The sequence below is a fragment of the Salinisphaera orenii subsp. orenii MK-B5 genome (assembly GCF_003788635.1).
GTDB lineage: Bacteria > Pseudomonadota > Gammaproteobacteria > Nevskiales > Salinisphaeraceae > Salinisphaera > Salinisphaera orenii.
Genome location: NZ_AYKH01000001.1, coordinates 350,394 through 364,769, shown reverse-complemented (window position 1 = coordinate 364,769; position 14,376 = coordinate 350,394). Strand labels below are relative to the sequence as shown.

16 protein-coding genes are annotated in these 14,376 nt (G+C 62.1%); 1 reads left to right on the top strand and 15 read right to left on the bottom strand.

What is annotated here, in order from left to right; translation table 11 throughout:
* Position 1: 1 nt before the first annotated feature.
* The 15 genes from SAOR_RS01750 to SAOR_RS01680 form a co-directional block, all read right to left on the bottom strand.
* Complete coding sequence (locus SAOR_RS01750) at positions 2 to 1,825, bottom strand: NADH-quinone oxidoreductase subunit 5 family protein (protein ID WP_123629979.1); 1,824 nt, start codon at positions 1,823 to 1,825, stop codon at positions 2 to 4.
* A 2-nt stretch (positions 1,826 to 1,827) separates the two neighbouring features.
* Positions 1,828 to 2,133, bottom strand: a complete 306-nt coding sequence (gene nuoK, locus SAOR_RS01745) for an NADH-quinone oxidoreductase subunit NuoK (protein ID WP_123592618.1) — start codon at positions 2,131 to 2,133, stop codon at positions 1,828 to 1,830.
* Positions 2,134 to 2,146: 13 nt separating this feature from the next.
* Positions 2,147 to 2,749 carry an NADH-quinone oxidoreductase subunit J family protein gene (locus SAOR_RS01740; RefSeq protein ID WP_123592617.1) on the bottom strand — a complete coding sequence of 201 codons (603 nt, stop codon included), beginning with the start codon at positions 2,747 to 2,749 and terminating at the stop codon, positions 2,147 to 2,149.
* Positions 2,746 to 3,660 (bottom strand): NADH-quinone oxidoreductase subunit H, encoded by a 915-nt coding sequence (locus SAOR_RS01735; protein WP_123629933.1) that lies wholly within the window; start codon positions 3,658 to 3,660, stop codon positions 2,746 to 2,748. The genes SAOR_RS01740 and SAOR_RS01735 overlap by 4 nt, the downstream gene beginning before the upstream one ends.
* The gene (locus SAOR_RS01730) at positions 3,657 to 4,919 is read right to left on the bottom strand and encodes an NADH-quinone oxidoreductase subunit D-related protein (RefSeq protein WP_185015510.1); all 1,263 of its coding nucleotides are present in this window, start codon (positions 4,917 to 4,919) and stop codon (positions 3,657 to 3,659) included. The genes SAOR_RS01735 and SAOR_RS01730 overlap by 4 nt, the downstream gene beginning before the upstream one ends.
* Positions 4,910 to 5,260 carry an NADH-quinone oxidoreductase subunit A gene (locus SAOR_RS01725; RefSeq protein ID WP_123629931.1) on the bottom strand — a complete coding sequence of 117 codons (351 nt, stop codon included), beginning with the start codon at positions 5,258 to 5,260 and terminating at the stop codon, positions 4,910 to 4,912. Before SAOR_RS01725 ends, SAOR_RS01730 begins: the two co-directional genes overlap by 10 nt.
* Before the next feature lie 97 nt (positions 5,261 to 5,357).
* A complete protein-coding gene (locus SAOR_RS01720; RefSeq protein WP_123629930.1) occupies positions 5,358 to 6,167 on the bottom strand; it encodes a copper resistance protein B in 810 nt (269 codons plus the stop codon).
* Positions 6,160 to 8,145: a copper resistance system multicopper oxidase gene (locus SAOR_RS01715; RefSeq protein WP_123629929.1), complete on the bottom strand. Its 1,986-nt coding sequence runs from the start codon at positions 8,143 to 8,145 to the stop codon at positions 6,160 to 6,162. The genes SAOR_RS01720 and SAOR_RS01715 overlap by 8 nt, the downstream gene beginning before the upstream one ends.
* A gap of 50 nt (positions 8,146 to 8,195) precedes the next feature.
* Positions 8,196 to 8,840 (bottom strand): c-type cytochrome, encoded by a 645-nt coding sequence (locus SAOR_RS01710; RefSeq protein ID WP_123629928.1) that lies wholly within the window; start codon positions 8,838 to 8,840, stop codon positions 8,196 to 8,198.
* Between the two features lie 754 nt (positions 8,841 to 9,594).
* Complete coding sequence (locus tag SAOR_RS01705; RefSeq protein ID WP_185015509.1) at positions 9,595 to 10,212, bottom strand: protein-disulfide reductase DsbD N-terminal domain-containing protein; 618 nt, start codon at positions 10,210 to 10,212, stop codon at positions 9,595 to 9,597.
* Positions 10,199 to 11,386, bottom strand: a complete 1,188-nt coding sequence (locus SAOR_RS01700) for a protein-disulfide reductase DsbD family protein (protein ID WP_123629926.1) — start codon at positions 11,384 to 11,386, stop codon at positions 10,199 to 10,201. The genes SAOR_RS01705 and SAOR_RS01700 overlap by 14 nt, the downstream gene beginning before the upstream one ends.
* Positions 11,383 to 12,201, bottom strand: a complete 819-nt coding sequence (locus SAOR_RS01695) for a TVP38/TMEM64 family protein (protein WP_123629925.1) — start codon at positions 12,199 to 12,201, stop codon at positions 11,383 to 11,385. The genes SAOR_RS01700 and SAOR_RS01695 overlap by 4 nt, the downstream gene beginning before the upstream one ends.
* A gap of 36 nt (positions 12,202 to 12,237) precedes the next feature.
* Positions 12,238 to 12,873 carry a class I SAM-dependent methyltransferase gene (locus SAOR_RS01690; RefSeq protein ID WP_123629924.1) on the bottom strand — a complete coding sequence of 212 codons (636 nt, stop codon included), beginning with the start codon at positions 12,871 to 12,873 and terminating at the stop codon, positions 12,238 to 12,240.
* A gap of 143 nt (positions 12,874 to 13,016) precedes the next feature.
* Complete coding sequence (locus SAOR_RS01685) at positions 13,017 to 13,652, bottom strand: peroxiredoxin (RefSeq protein WP_123629923.1); 636 nt, start codon at positions 13,650 to 13,652, stop codon at positions 13,017 to 13,019.
* Between the two features lie 69 nt (positions 13,653 to 13,721).
* Entirely contained in the window at positions 13,722 to 14,012 is a 291-nt protein-coding gene (locus tag SAOR_RS01680) for a hypothetical protein (RefSeq protein WP_123629922.1), read from the bottom strand.
* Positions 14,013 to 14,196: 184 nt separating this feature from the next.
* On the opposite strand from SAOR_RS01680, the gene SAOR_RS16755 reads away from it, so the two are divergent.
* Positions 14,197 to 14,370, top strand: a complete 174-nt coding sequence (locus SAOR_RS16755) for a hypothetical protein (RefSeq protein ID WP_185015508.1) — start codon at positions 14,197 to 14,199, stop codon at positions 14,368 to 14,370.
* The last annotated feature ends 6 nt before the right edge of the window (positions 14,371 to 14,376 follow it).

Below are 14,376 nucleotides of genomic sequence, written 5' to 3'. Positions count from 1 at the left end.
GCTAGCGCCCCACAAAGAGAATGATTGCCAACACCACGGCGCCCGCGGCCATGAAGGCGAGATAGTGGTGCGAAAGCCCGGTCTGGAAACGGCGGCTGTCATCGCCGCTCAGGGCAAACCAGCGATTGGCGCCCTCCGGCAGGCCGTCGGCAAGACGGTCCAGCCCTCGATAGGCGACACGCGCCGTGAACAGCCCGCCGGCGCCGATTCGGCGCACGGCGCCATCGATGATGGCATCGTCGAACCCCGCGCAGCGCTGTGCGAGCGCCTGAATGGGGCGCCCGACCAAGCGCTCGATCGCGAAGGGCAGGCCGAGCCAGTCGGCGCAGCTTGCGATGGCGCCGCTCGCGCCCAGCGCCGGATGCAGGCGCGCGATCACGAGGCCGCCGTAAAGGCCGACGCCGACAGCCAGCAACGAGCCGATGGTCTCCCAGGCCGGGGCCGCCGGAAACGAGGTCGCGAACCAGCTACCCAACGCCTGCTGTATGACCGGCAGCCAGAGGAGGGTAAGCGCCAGGCTGGCGGCAGCCAGCGAACCGGTCGCTATGGTTTCGGTCGTTCGCGACGTAGCGCTGATATCGTCGGCACCAGGGCCGTAGGCGCTATAGACAAAGCGCATGGCATAGGCTGCGCTCAGGGCGCCGGCAAGCATGACGGCGAACGCCAGCCACGGGCTGAAATGCCCGGCGGCCGTGACGACCATTTCCTTCGTCCACGCTGCGCCCAGCGGCGGTATGCCGGCCAAGGCGAGCCCGCCGACCGCAGTTGCCACGGCCGCGACCGGCAGCACGCGGCCGAAGCCCATCTCCGTTAGGCTGAAACTCACGGCCTGGCGGCCCGCGATGCCGGCGCTTAGAAACAGCAACGCCTTGAAAGCCGCGTGCGCGACCAAGTGGAGCAGCGCTATTTCAGGATAGCCCGCGCCGACCGCAACGAACATCAAACCGTAGTGCGCGGAGGTGGACGCCGCGAGCAATTTTTTCGCGTGCGGCTGGAGCAAAGCGGTCAAACCGCCTGCGAGGGCCGTGGCGATCCCGATGCCAATTGTCGCAGGACCAAACCATGGCATCTGAGCGAGCGTCGGCTCGAGCCGGATCAACAGATAGGCCCCTGCAGCGACCATGGTGGCCGAATGCAACAGTGCAGACACCGATGTGGGCCCGTCCATGGCACGAAACAGCCAGGGCGCGAATGGCAGCTGGCCGGATTTCGAAGCCGCGCTGAGCACAAGCCCGGCAACCAGAATCGCTTGCTGCGGCGCGCCGAGGGTTTCCAGCGCCGCAAAAGCGAAGGTACCCGTATCCCTGAACACGACCATGGCCGCAGCGAACAGTCCGAGATCGCCGAAACGGGTCATCACGAATGCGTAGCGCGCCGAGGCCGCATGCGATACGCGTTGCCGTTCGTGCCCGATCAAGGCCCAAGAGCAGGCGCCGACTAGCTCCCAGCCGATAAGCAGGGTGATAAGGTCGGCCGCGATCACCAGCAACAGCATGGCGCCGACGAACAGCAGCAACAGCGATACCAGACGGTTCAAACCCTGCAAGCGTTCGTGGGCCGCGGCATAGGCCAGCACGGGAAGCGCAATGACCGGTACCAGCAACGCCATGACGACCGACCGTGAGGTCAGCACCACCTCAAACTGAAGTGGGGTACTCCAGGCAAATCTTCCGACCCAGCCGTCCAGGCCCGCGAAAACAGTCAGCAATAGTGTGACCAGCAGCACACCACAGCCCGTAGCGCCCAGAGCGGGGCGGCGCTGCATCGGCGACGCGTGAACAATCGCGGCAGCGAGAAGCGGAACCAGGGCGACAAGCCAGAGCATGATCAATGCTTCAGGGTCGTCAGGCCTTCGGTGACATCGGCCTGGCGGTTGCGATAGACCGCGGTGATCAATGCGAAGCCTACGGCCATTTCGACCGCCATCACGGCCATCGCGATGATGGTCAGCAGCTGGCCTGTGGGCAGGCCGCCTGCGGTAAGCGACCAGAATCCGACCGCTGCGAGCATGACGCCGTTGAGCATCAGTTCAAGGCCCATCATCAGCATTACGAAAGACTGCTGCGACAACGTGCCGTATAGTCCGATGCCGATGAGCGCGGCGGCGACGATCAATATCGTTGTGAGTGTCATGAGCGCTTCCCGATCAATGGTGGTGATGGGCGTGGCCGCTGGCCTGTTCGGGCTGGCGCCCGGCCGGTTCGCCACCCGGTTCCAGGGGCGGCGGCACGGCGCCGGTATCGGCCTCGCCGAAGCGTCCGCTGCGGCTCGACAGAATGACGCTGGCAACCATGGTTGCCAGCAGCGTGACACCGGCGGTTTCGAAGATCAGCATCGAGTCGCCGAGCAGTTCCTTGCCGAGGCCGACGACGACCTCGGCGTCCGGCGCGACCGGGTTGGAGGAAAAGCGCGTAACAACGATCAGACCGGTCAGTGCAGCGAAGACGAACACGCCGGCTGCGATCGAGAAACGGTGCTGGTGCACCATCATCATCGGATTCAGGCCCGCCGGGTTCATCATGTACATGACCATGAACAGCGCCATCACCATCATCTCCACCGCCATCATGAAGACGGTCGCAATGCCGAGATACGGCGCGTTCAGCAAGACCATGATCAAGCCGACAGCGATGAACGACAGCATCAGGAGGAACGAGGCGCGAACCATCGAGTCGGTGCAGAACACACGCCAGCCGCTCACAACGGCGATCGCCGCGAAGATCCAGAATGCGATATCGGTGACGTTCATAGCGCCAATACTCCGGCCCATACCAGATGCAGGAACGATAGCGGCAGTAGCACCGTCCAGATCAAAGTCATCATCCGACTCGGCGAAATCCGAGCCAGCTGGTGGCTGAGGCCGACCGAGACCAGAAGCACGGCTGTGGTCTTGAGCACCAGCCATACCGGCCCGGGCAGCCAGGGCCCCAGGTAGCCGCCCAGGAATACACTGGCCGCGACGGTGGCCACCGCTGTAAGCATCGCGAGCCGCGCGAATTCCCAGACCAGTCGCGGCGCGCCGGATACCTCGGCCGCGGTGCCGCCCGCAATATCTGCCGAGTCGGCATAGTTGAACGGGCCTCTGAAGCTGAGAGACAGGCCAAGCAGCAGGAAAAGCGGGAGCCCGAGCGGCTGGCGGATGACATTCCAGAGTTCGCGCTGGGATTCGATGATCTTCGGAACGGCCAGCGACTCGGCTGGCAACGCGGCGGCGATAAGCACGAACATGCTGATCAGCATGACCGGCAGCCCAATGGCGACATAGCGGTAGGCGCCGATCAGGCCGAGTTGAGAATTGGCCGACCAGCCGTGCAGGAAGACGACCACGACCGTCAGCGCTTCGACGGCGCCCCACCAGACGATGCCGACTTCGAGGTCCGCAAGCACGCTGGCACTGGAGAAGGGCACGAGCGCGACGCCGGTACCGGCCAGCCCGGCATACAGTGCAGGCGCCAGACGCCAGTTCAGCAAATCCGGCGCTTCGGTCAGATTGGACTGCTGGCGCAGTATCGTGGCGCACCGGTAGAGCGGGTTGGCGAGAGGCGCGCGCGGCGCTCGACCTTCGCGCGCGGCCGCCCAGAGCCCGTCGAGCACGGCGATGTACCACGCCATGCCGAGGAGGAAAGCGACCCAGGCCACGGTTAGAGCGATCAGGGTCATGGGGTTTCCAGTGGCCCCATGCGACACAGCGCGGCGCTATCGAAACTATTGAGCACCAGCAGCGCCTCACTCCATTCAAGTCCGGGTAACAGCTCGGTTACGCGATAGTCGATCGGCGGTGCCCGAAGCGCCCATGGCGCCTCGACAAGTGCGCCTTGGCCAATCATCGCGTCGGGTGCCGCCGAAACGAGCGCCAGCGCTTGTTCGGCTTCGTCGAACCATTGCGCGAGACGTGCCCGACAGTCGCTTTGTGTTTGCGTGACTGGCGTGAAGTCGAGTCGTGTGTACGTTGGGTTATCGCTGCGGTCGTCGATAGCGTGGCCGGCAGCGCGCTGTACCGGGCCGCCGAGTTCACGCGCCAGTCGGTCATCGATCCGACCGAGTCCCGGTGCGAGGGCAGCCGTCAAACCGGATCGGGCGGCCGCTTTTCGCAGCGGCGCAATAGCGATGGTCTCGTTCGCGCGCACGCGTGCCGCCAATATTTGGGCGCGCCGACTCAGTGTCGGCAATCCGACGAGCGACAGTACGCGGGCGATGCACACGAGGTGGTGCGCAGCGCGTGCGCGCTCGATCTGGGCCAAGGCCGTTGTTTCGTGCAACAAGCGGTCGAACGGTACGCGATCGACGTCGCGTGGCGGGTAGGGCGGCTGAACCACATAGGCTGACTGGATCACATCGCCCTGGAACGTGACCTCCAGTACCAATCCAGCCGGCCAGTACGGCATGAACGGGCCGATCTGGGTGGTGTAGACATCCAGCGTTAGCCCATCGCGAATATCCGGCGTCGGCGGCATGGGCATCATGCGCCCGTAGGGCACGCCACCCATCATCCCTTCGCCGCCCTGACCGTGGTCGCCCTTGCCGCGCCAGGGCGCGGGTGGCTCGTCCGCGAGCCGGTGGGTCTCCGATGCATGGGCGCCGGAAATCAGGTTGCGGTAAAGCGCACGTAAAGAAATTACTGGATCGTCGGATGACGCAGCGCGCCGGGCGTCGTCCACGTCGGCTTGCGGCTCGTCTCCCCACCAGAACGTGGTGCGTGGGTGTGGCAGCTGGTCGTGGAGTCGGTCGAGATAGGCCTGATCGCTATCCCGGACGCGGCCCGCGATCAACAGGATACTGGCGTGTCGGGGTGTGGCGGTTACGTCGATATCCGCACTCCGCAGCAAACGCTCGACGGCAGGGGCGCGGTCGCGCCCCATGGCCACGAATACTGGCACGGGAGCGCGTGCCGCCAGGCGCTCGAGCAGCTTCACTGCCACCGGAAGATGCCTTCGCGCCAGCCGTAGAGGATGCCCACCGTGAGGATGGCGAGGAACATGCCCATCTCCGCGAGCGCCTTGACGCCTTCGGCGACGTACACGACCGCCCATGGGTACATGAACATCATCTCCATCTCGAAGGCGATGAACAGCAGCGTCATCGAGTAGTAACGCACATGAAAACGCTGCCAGGCGTGCGTGTTCGGCGCGCTACCCCCGAGAAACGGGATCTTCTGCGACTCGGCCAGGCGATCGCGACGCGCGCGTGCCGCTACCCACTGCAAGAGTAAGGCGCCCGCCACGATCGTGCCCATGATGGTGAGTAGGCCCGTTAACGCCATTGCGTTTTATCCCCTTTGGCTCGCTGCAAGCCCGTATGCAAAGTCCACAGACATGCTAATGAGATGAAGGCCCTCCATACATCCGGTGATTTCCCTATCAGTACCAAGCGCGGATACCGACCACGAAAGCGGTCGACGACGTTTCCTCGCCTTCGGCCTGGGCGACGTCCTTGGTTTCGCCATAAGTCTGCTCCCAGCGTACGCCGATATAAGGCGCGAACTCGCGCTTGATTTCGTAGCGCAGCCGTATGCCCATCTCGGTGTTGTTGAGACCGCTACCGAGTCCGTACTCGGGGACGTCCTGGGCCGACATATTGATCTCGGCCCGTGGTTGCAGGATAAGGCGCTGGGTGATCAGCAACTCGTACTCGAATTCGCCGCGGAAACTCACGTCGCCGTCTTCGCTGACGAATAGCGAGGTATCCGACTCGAACCAGTAAGGCGCCAGCCCCTGCAGGCCGAGCACGGCGAAGCCCCGGTCCGGATTCGGGTTGACGTCGTAGCGCAGACCGGCCTGCGCACTCCAGAACGGCGAGATCGTGCGGTTGTAGAGCGCCTGAAATTCGGTGCTCTCGGGCGAGCCGCCGCGCATTGGGCCTTCACCCTCGGTCTTCAGCCAAAGTTTGTTGTAATCACCACCGATCCAACCCTGGGCGTCCCAGAGATAGTTGTTGGTGCCGTCGACATCGCCGTATTCGAGGCGATCGATCAGAAAGAACTTATGGATCTGCTGATCGTGGATCGGTTTTTTCCAGTTGAGCGGTGCGCCGCTGTTCGGGTCGGCAGGCCCGGCGGGTATCACTGAGTCGAGATCGGCTTTGCCATCGGAGGCGGCGAGAGCCGGCGCCGTAGATCCCAAGAAAAAGACAGTCGCGCTGAGGATGGCTGGGGTCGATTTTTTAAGCATTGTTTTCTCCCGATTGATCGCTTACCCGCACGACGCGGAACATGCCCATTTCCATGTGATAAAGCAGGTGGCAGTGGAAGGCCCAGCGGCCCGGCTCGTCGGCGGTGACCAGCAGCGATGCGCGCGAACCCGGCAGCACGCTCAGGGTGTGCTTGAACGGCAGGTGCTCGCCCTGGCCGTTCTCGAGCTCCATGAACATGCCGTGTAGATGGATGGGGTGCTCCATCATCGTGTCGTTGACCATGATCAACCGGATCCGCTCGCCGTACGGAAATTCGATCGGTGTTGCATTGGAGTACTTCACACCGTCGAACGACCACATATAGCGGTCCATATTGCCGGTGAGATGGATCTCGATGGTCTTCGACGGTTCGCGCTGGTCCTGCATCGGCACCACGTTACGCAGCTGGCTGTAGGTGAGCACGCGATGGTTGACGTCCTCCAGCCCGGTGCCGCGCTCGGCGAGGCGATCACGCTGTACGTTGGCGATGTTGATATTGCCGGCACCGTGCATGTCGGGGCCGTGCTTGGCGATCACCGGCCCGGATTGTTCCATCATTGCGCCCGTACCCATGGTCCCGGCATTCGGGCCCGTGCCATGGGCCATCTTTTTCATATCGTGGCCCATGCCGGCCATTTTTCCAGACATCTTCGAGTCGGCCATCTTGTGGCCTTGATGCGACATCCCGGCCATGCCCGATTCCTTTTTGGGCATGTTCATCTTTTGCATCGAGCCGTGATCCATCGCCATCTGGCCGTGGCCCATCGGTTTCGCGCTCTTGCTGTGCGACATGTCCATGCCGCCCATGTCCATCTGGCTCATGTCCATGCCCATATCCATCATCGTGCGCTGCGGCTGTTCGCGCAGTGCCGGCACGGGGGCGACCATGCCCGCCCGCGGCGCGAGCGTGCCGCGGGCATAGCCGCTGCGGTCCATGGTTTCGGCCATGATCGTGTAGGCCTGATCGGCCCGGGGCTCGACCACCACGTCGAAGGTCTCGGCCACGCCGATCTGAAACTCGTCGGTCTCGACCGGCTGCACTTCCTTGCCGTCGGCCGCTACCACGGTCATCGGCAAGCCCGGCATGCGGACGTTGAAATAGGTCATCGCGGAGGCGTTGATCACGCGCAGGCGAATACGCTCGCCGGGCGTGAACAGGCCGGTCCAGTTGGCATCCGGGTGTACGCCGTTCATCAGGTAGCTATAGGTGTAACCGGTGACGTCGGCGATATCGCGCGGGCTCATGCGCATGTCGCCCCAGGCAAGGCGATCCTTCAGCGTGGTGGCGACGCCGGATTGGCGAAAATCCTCGGCCAGATCGCCGAGCGTGCGCTCGCTGAAGTTGTAGTAATCGCTCATTTCCTTGAGCTTTGCGAGCAGACGATGCGGATCCTCGAAGGTCCAGTCGTTGAGTACGATGACGTACTCGCGGTCGGCATTGATGCCGTCGTCGCCTTGCGAATGAATCACGATCGGCCCGGTCTGGCCAACTTGCTCCTGCAGCCCGGAATGGCTGTGGTACCAGTAGGTGCCGGCCTGGCGCACCGGAAAATCGACTTCGAAGGTCTCGCCGGGATCGATGCCGGGAAAGGCGACGCCGGGCACGCCGTCCATCTGGAACGGCAGCAAAATGCCGTGCCAGTGGATCGAGGTCGACTCGTCGAGATGGTTATGCACCCGCAGGTGGGCGTTCTGTCCTTCCCAGAGTTCGACGATCGGGCCGGGCGTGGTGTGGTTCAGCGTAATGGCCGACGCGCGACCGCCGGCGATATCGATCATCTCGCGACGGACATGGACATCCATGACGACGTCGCGCGCGCCGCCGCCCGGAACCTGGGCCGCTGCGGTATTGAGGTGGCGTGTCATGCCCTCGCGGGCATAGGCGGGCAGCAGGGCGTTGAAACCCGCCAGCAGCCCGGTTGCGCCCATGGCCCGTAACAGGCGACGGCGGTCGCTATCGTGTGTTCGATCACTCATTGAAGGGTGCTCCTGAATTCGTGTTCTGTAGATGGACGAGTCCGTGATGCTCAGCCGTGTGCATGAGCACTACCGTTCGGATCTGAATGGGGCTGTTCTTGGGCCTCGCCGTGTGAGTCTGGATGCCCGCTGGCCTCGTCCGAGGCGTGACCGCCACCGTGGCTCTCGTCAGATTCATCGTGATGGCCTTCGTCCCCATGGCCGATGCCCTGAGCCTTAGCGGTCTGCAGCATCTGCCGGTAATCGGAGGCGGACATGCTCGGCAGTTGCTCGACGAAGGCGGTCATCGCCCATATCTCCTCGTCGCTATGCGATGCGCCCCAGGCAGGCATGGCCGATGCCTTGATGCCGTGCTTGATTACCCAGAAGAGTTCAGCCGGACTTTTCTCTTTGGCCGCATGGGTAAGCTCCGGTGGTTTGGGGTACATGCCGCGCGCAGCGACCGACTGTTGGCCGCCGGGCGGGGCATGACAATCGCTGCACATGGCGTCGAAGTTGGCAGCGCCTGCCAGTAACTGGTCTTCAGAGCCCAGCTTCGGGGCTTCGATGCCGGAGGCCTGTTTTTCAACCGAGCGATGGACCGTTTTCTGTAATGCCCAGCGCGTGATCGGCCAGTGTTCGCTAGTCGCCGCGATGTTATAAACACCGGAATAAATGACTCCGGCGGCTGCGGCGCCTACGATGAGCAAGCTCACGAGTAGGGTCGCTATGACAATTTTCCAAGTTCGCACAATGCGTCTCCGTGGGAACGGTGACGCAGCACGGCGCTCTAGGACTTTGCTGAGATAACCGCCAAGTGGCGACTTTCAACAATCTCCTAGTGAAACGCTATGCGAAAGCCGCAACCACCGTTCTGATTGATGTTCGGCGCATCATTAATGCACCAAAAGCTTCAATTAGACGCGAGTAGACGGCGGCCGATAGGGAGGATGTTCGAACCCGGGGGCGACCGCGACAAGCGCACGGCTTACCAAGTGCGCCGCAGGGGGAGACAGCGCATCAGTTGGGAAGCTGGTGTTGACCGCACTTGAGGAGCAATGGCCCATGACCGAGCAGCAGCATCGATCATGGGATGGGGAGTCGCCACTACCCTCGACGTGCTTCGTCGCGTGCGAGTGCTCGCTGGCCGTCGCACCCGGGTTCGTAACAGCGGATGTTTCCGCGTTAGCGTGCTCGGAATCGTGCAGGCAAGATATCCCCGGAACGCCCGCCTGGGCGACCAAGGCTTGCAACAGCAAAATTAGAACCAAGAAGGCACGCATGGTTTGACTATATCAAAATAGGCGAGGCTAGCAATGGCCGTCGGCTAAGTTTTTTCTCGAGCAAAAAAACGTTTTTGTAAATCATCGAGGTTGGCTGGTTCTAAGGCGCGCGGCGCATGCATGCGAGCTCGAACATATTCCGGGCTCGTCTTACATTAGCGATCGAAGACCTTAGAGCTTTTGAAGCTTAAGGTAGCGATGGGTTCGCGGTGCTCGGAAGCGACGTAGAAAGCGTTGAGGGCGGAAGGCAAAGCCCCGAGTCATTACAGGCTTGTACCACGGCCTCGACGGTGGATATGTCGTTGTCGGCAACTTCATCCAGGGCCGCTATCAACTTAACCTTACCCGAATACACCCGGATCGGGTCTTCAAGGCCGACGTCGAGTTCATCGCCCGCTGGGTATACAAGCTCGGTCGATAACAGCACGCCGTTCGCCAATACTTTGATGTCGGTCGGAATAAGAAAGTCGAAGGAGGCGGGATTGGCGTTGATATGCCACTCCGACGCGATGTCCAGTTCTATTTGGATCGTATTGCCGTCGCGCGTTGCACCGAGATTCACGTGGGCCGCGCTAAAACGCGGTGGGACGGACTTCGAGGCTGTTGATGACTCTGATGCGGTATAGAGGTCAACAACGTCCCGCTTGGCATCCCGGTTATTAACTGTTGACTGGTCCGTCGTCGATTGCACTTCGGACTCCGTACTAGGCACGGTCCATTGCCAAAAAAGAAAAAGGCCGCTGACCGTGATCGCGATGGTCGCTGGCAATAGCCAAGAGAGGACAAAACTCTTACGGGTCGACACGCGTCTGCTCTCCACTGGTTTCGATGGCCGCTTTCAATGTGCTGACCGTAAATAAATCGGGCAGGCGCCGGTGGACGGTCCCGCTCGGCTTCAAGACCACGGCGAAGGGCAGGCCGGCGCCACCGAAGGATCGTAGGTAGGCGTCAAGCGCAGCGTCCGGCCGGGTGAGATCGGCGCGTAGAACGCGCATCTGGGCTGCATCGACGGCTTGCGCAATCGCGGCGTCGGCGTAAACGGTTTGTTCCAGAACCTTGCAGTTGATACACCAATCCGCCGTGAACTCGACAAGCACCGGCGCGCTGGCAGTGCGGGCCTCGGCAAGCGCGCGCTCCGTTAGCGGCTGCCAAGGCAACGCGCGCTGTGCGCCGGCCCCACGATCAAAGCCGAGCGTGACGGCGCCGGCCACGCCAGCGACTAAGACGAGCGCCGGTACTAAACGTGCGCCGAATCCGGGGCCGACCACCAATGCGCGGATCAACCAGAAAGCCAGGGTCCCGAGCCAGGCGGTCCACAGCAGGGTGCCGACGCGTTCCGCGAGCACGGTCGTTGCAAAAAACGTCGCGCCGGCCAGGAGAATCAGGCCCATGACCTGCTGCACGCGTGACAGCCATGCGCCACCGCGTGGTATGCGTGTCAGCAGTCGGGGTCGGGCCAGCAGAACGAGGTAGGGCAGGGCCAACCCGACGCCCACCGCCATGAACAGCGCGAAGATCGTGCTCGGCGCCTGCGTGAGAGCAAACGCCATGACGCCGCCCAGGAAAGGTCCGGTGCAGGGCGCGGACAAGACCGCGGCCAGAAAACCGGCCAAGTAGGGTTCGGCATAGCCGTTGCCCTGGACGCGGTAGACCCATTGGGGCGGTTGCACGCCGCGTCCTGCGAGACTGTAAACGCCGAGACCAGCGAGCAGGAAAGCCAGTGCCGCTCGAAACCAGAACGCCTGGAACAGGGTGCCCCAGGTCCAGTTCAGCATGGCGGTCGCCAAAGCGAGCGCGCCGAAGAACGAGAGCGTGCCGGCCAGCAGCGCGATCGCTGCCAAAAAGCGCTGTCGCGTACCGCTGCCAACCACACGCGCGATCGTGCGCAACTTGATGGGCAAAGCGGGTAGCACACACGGCGTGAGATTGAGCAGCACGCCGGCGAACAGCGCCAGCAAAAGATTCGTCCAGATCGTCATCGCGTGGCGTTTTGGCGGCGGCGATCCCGCGCCCTGGAATGGTCGTGCTCGCGGTTTCGCTCATGCGCGCCCCGCGATCGGATGACGCGCGCCGCGCCGAACAGGATCAGCACGGCAACCCCCGCCAGAATCCAGATATAGACCGGCAGGTGCAGCGCCTGACTGCCGAGCAGTACGCTCAGTACAGTCAGCGGCAAAATACCTACGCCGGTGGTCCAGACGAACGTCCATCGCGGTACGCCGGCGAGTCCCGCGGCGTAATTGACCAGATTGAAGGACATGATCGGTATCAGGCGCGCGGTCAGCAGTGTCGAAATACTGCTATCACTCACGAATGCGTCCAACCGCGCCTGGTAACGCAGCGGAACCAAGCGCGTCCGCGTGGCCGGGCCCAAGGCCCGTGCGATCTCGTAACTCAGTATTGCGCCGATCATTGCACCAGCCCAGGTGAGCAGTACACCCAACCAGGAGCCGAAGACGACGCCATTGGCGATGGCGATCACCTCGGCCGGAAACGGCACGAAAGAATGAGCTGTCATCAGGCCGATGGAAGCCGCAGGCGCCCAGGGGCCAGCGTGCTCGAGGAGTGTGCGCAAACCGTCACTACTAAAATCGACAGCAAACAGGCTGTATTCGACCAAGCACCAGACGATGACGATATCGATCCAGAGCAGTGCCGCGGTTAGCACTACAGCCGCTATCATCCACCCGCTGCGCGCAGTGCGTAGCAATGTGCGGAAGACCACGGCCAACAACACGAGGCCCAGTGCGGCCAACGCCAGGCAGACGAACAGCAAATCTGCGTTCATCGCCATCGGGCTTCTCGCCGATCTTTTCGTTTCGGTAGGAAATTAAGCTTGAGCATGGGTACCACGGGCGGTCATGAGCCCCCAGAGCCAATTGATTTTGTAGGTTTCGATCTGCACGGCGGCGTAGCCGCTTTCTTTGAGCATTCGAGCGCACTCATGCGTTCGATAGGTCCGTGCGTGCGCATGAGCGCGCAGCCGTTGATAGCGCTCGAACAACCGGCACATCAGATAGTCGCCACACCAGTCCGTGAGCACGAGCTGGCCGCCGGGGCGCAGCACGCGCCGCATTTCGATCAGTGCATCTAGCGGCTGCGTGACGTAGTGAAACATGCTGCAGGAAACGACGAGGTCGAACTGTGCGTCGGCAAATGGGAGCTGCTCTGCCCATCCCTCATGAAGCGCGATATCAGACGGGAGTTTGCGGCGCGCGATTTTGAGCATGGCGGGTACCGGATCCACGCCCACGAGTCGAGTTGCGGGATGAACGGCCGCAAGACGATAAAGCAGGGCGCCCGTTCCACAGCCGACATCGAGTAATCGATCGCCTTTGCGCAGCGGCAAGCGTGCGATCGTTTTCCGCGTTGTCGCATCAATATAGTGCGACCACCTCCGGTCATAGCGACCCGCAATCCGAGCGTATTCCTCGACCACGTTTTTGCGCGGGGCTTGGATTTGCATATTGGAGGCCAACCCTGCCAACAAAGGTCTGACGTTATGTATAGTGCGGGCTATGCCAAACTCGGATGGCGCGCTGCGTATTCCTGCCTAAAACCCCGGATACAGCTACGTGCCTGTATCCGAGGGGAGCACGCTTTCAGCCGTTATTTGTTCGGCTGCTTGGTCATCCGCAGGTAGGGCTTGAGCTCGTTCCAGCCGGCCGGGAACAGCTTCTCGGCTTCTTCATTGGACAACGCCGGCGACACGATCACGTCGTCGCCGTCCTGCCAGTTGGCCGGGGTGGTGACCTTGTAGTTGTCGGTCAGCTGCAACGAATCGATCACCCGCAGGATCTCGTCGAAGTTGCGTCCCGCACTCTTCGGATAGGTCAGCGTCATCCGGATCTTCTTGCTGGAATCGATGATGAACACGCTGCGCACCGTCGATGTGTCGCCGGCGTTCGGGTGGATCATGTCGTAGAGTTCCGCGACCTTGCGGTCGGAGTCGCCTATGATCGGGAAGTTCACGGACTGGCCTTGGGTTTCCTCGATATCGGCCGACCAGCGTTTGTGATCATCCACCGAATCCACCGAGACCACGATGGCTTTCACATCGCGTTGGGCGAACTTTTCCTTGAGTCCGCCGACCGCGCCCAACTCCGTGGTGCAGACCGGTGTGAAATCGGCCGGGTGCGACATCAACATGCCCCAGCCGTCGCCGAGCCATTCGTGGAAATCGATCCGGCCTTCGGTGGTGTCGGCCTGAAAATTCGGTGCGGTATCGCCTAGACGTAGGCTCATTTCTATACTCCTGTTCGATGAAGAAGAGGCCGGCGGCCCCAATTCCGGTGGCCGCCGGCGCGGTTGTGTCTAGCCCTTGTCGGTCGAACCGTCCGGGCCGTTCATATTCTCCATCTTGCTCTGCATCATCTTGTTGCAGGTTTCCATCATGTCGTTCATCTGACCCATCATTTTCATCATGGCAATGTTGCCATCGCCCATCATGCCCATGCCGTGGCTCTTGCCGTCCTGGCCTTGCATCATGTGGCCCATGTTGTCCGCGGATGCCGACTTCGTGCCGTCGCCTTGCGTGGCGGCGAATACGGCGGGCACCCCCGCGATCAGGGCAGCGGCGATGATCGTTTTTACTTTTGTACGCATGTTCTAGTCCTCTTTGGATTGGGCAGAAGGCGCGCTCGACGGCGCTGTCTGCTGTGAATAAGGGATTTGAGTGTTTGATTCGTGCCGGGGCGTTGTATCGTTAATGGCTTTCGGCCGCATACTCCACATCATCCAGCCCATCATGATCATGCAGGGCAGGGTGAACAGCAGCGGGACGGCCCCGATGGCCACGACCCAGTTCCAGTTGAATACGAGCCCGACCGCCGCGGCTGCAACACCGCCGACTAATACGCTGCGCGGCTCGAGCCAGCGCCGGGCTGGATGGCCCGAGTCGGACGACGAAGTCGATGCTTCGGAATTACAACTTTTCATGATTGATACCTCGGTAATTGCCTGAATACAG

Coding starts and splice junctions, on each gene's coding strand:
- SAOR_RS01750 (WP_123629979.1), bottom strand. CDS start 1,825: ATGCTCTGGCTTGTCGCCCTGGTTCCGCTTCTCGCTGCCGCGATTGTT.
- nuoK (WP_123592618.1), bottom strand. CDS start 2,133: ATGACACTCACAACGATATTGATCGTCGCCGCCGCGCTCATCGGCATC.
- SAOR_RS01740 (WP_123592617.1), bottom strand. CDS start 2,749: ATGAACGTCACCGATATCGCATTCTGGATCTTCGCGGCGATCGCCGTT.
- SAOR_RS01735 (WP_123629933.1), bottom strand. CDS start 3,660: ATGACCCTGATCGCTCTAACCGTGGCCTGGGTCGCTTTCCTCCTCGGC.
- SAOR_RS01725 (WP_123629931.1), bottom strand. CDS start 5,260: ATGGCGTTAACGGGCCTACTCACCATCATGGGCACGATCGTGGCGGGC.
- SAOR_RS01720 (WP_123629930.1), bottom strand. CDS start 6,167: ATGCTTAAAAAATCGACCCCAGCCATCCTCAGCGCGACTGTCTTTTTC.
- SAOR_RS01715 (WP_123629929.1), bottom strand. CDS start 8,145: ATGAGTGATCGAACACACGATAGCGACCGCCGTCGCCTGTTACGGGCC.
- SAOR_RS01700 (WP_123629926.1), bottom strand. CDS start 11,386: ATGACGATCTGGACGAATCTTTTGCTGGCGCTGTTCGCCGGCGTGCTG.
- SAOR_RS01695 (WP_123629925.1), bottom strand. CDS start 12,201: ATGGCGATGAACGCAGATTTGCTGTTCGTCTGCCTGGCGTTGGCCGCA.
- SAOR_RS01690 (WP_123629924.1), bottom strand. CDS start 12,873: ATGCAAATCCAAGCCCCGCGCAAAAACGTGGTCGAGGAATACGCTCGG.
- SAOR_RS01685 (WP_123629923.1), bottom strand. CDS start 13,652: ATGAGCCTACGTCTAGGCGATACCGCACCGAATTTTCAGGCCGACACC.
- SAOR_RS01680 (WP_123629922.1), bottom strand. CDS start 14,012: ATGCGTACAAAAGTAAAAACGATCATCGCCGCTGCCCTGATCGCGGGG.
- SAOR_RS16755 (WP_185015508.1), top strand. CDS start 14,197: ATGGCCACGACCCAGTTCCAGTTGAATACGAGCCCGACCGCCGCGGCT.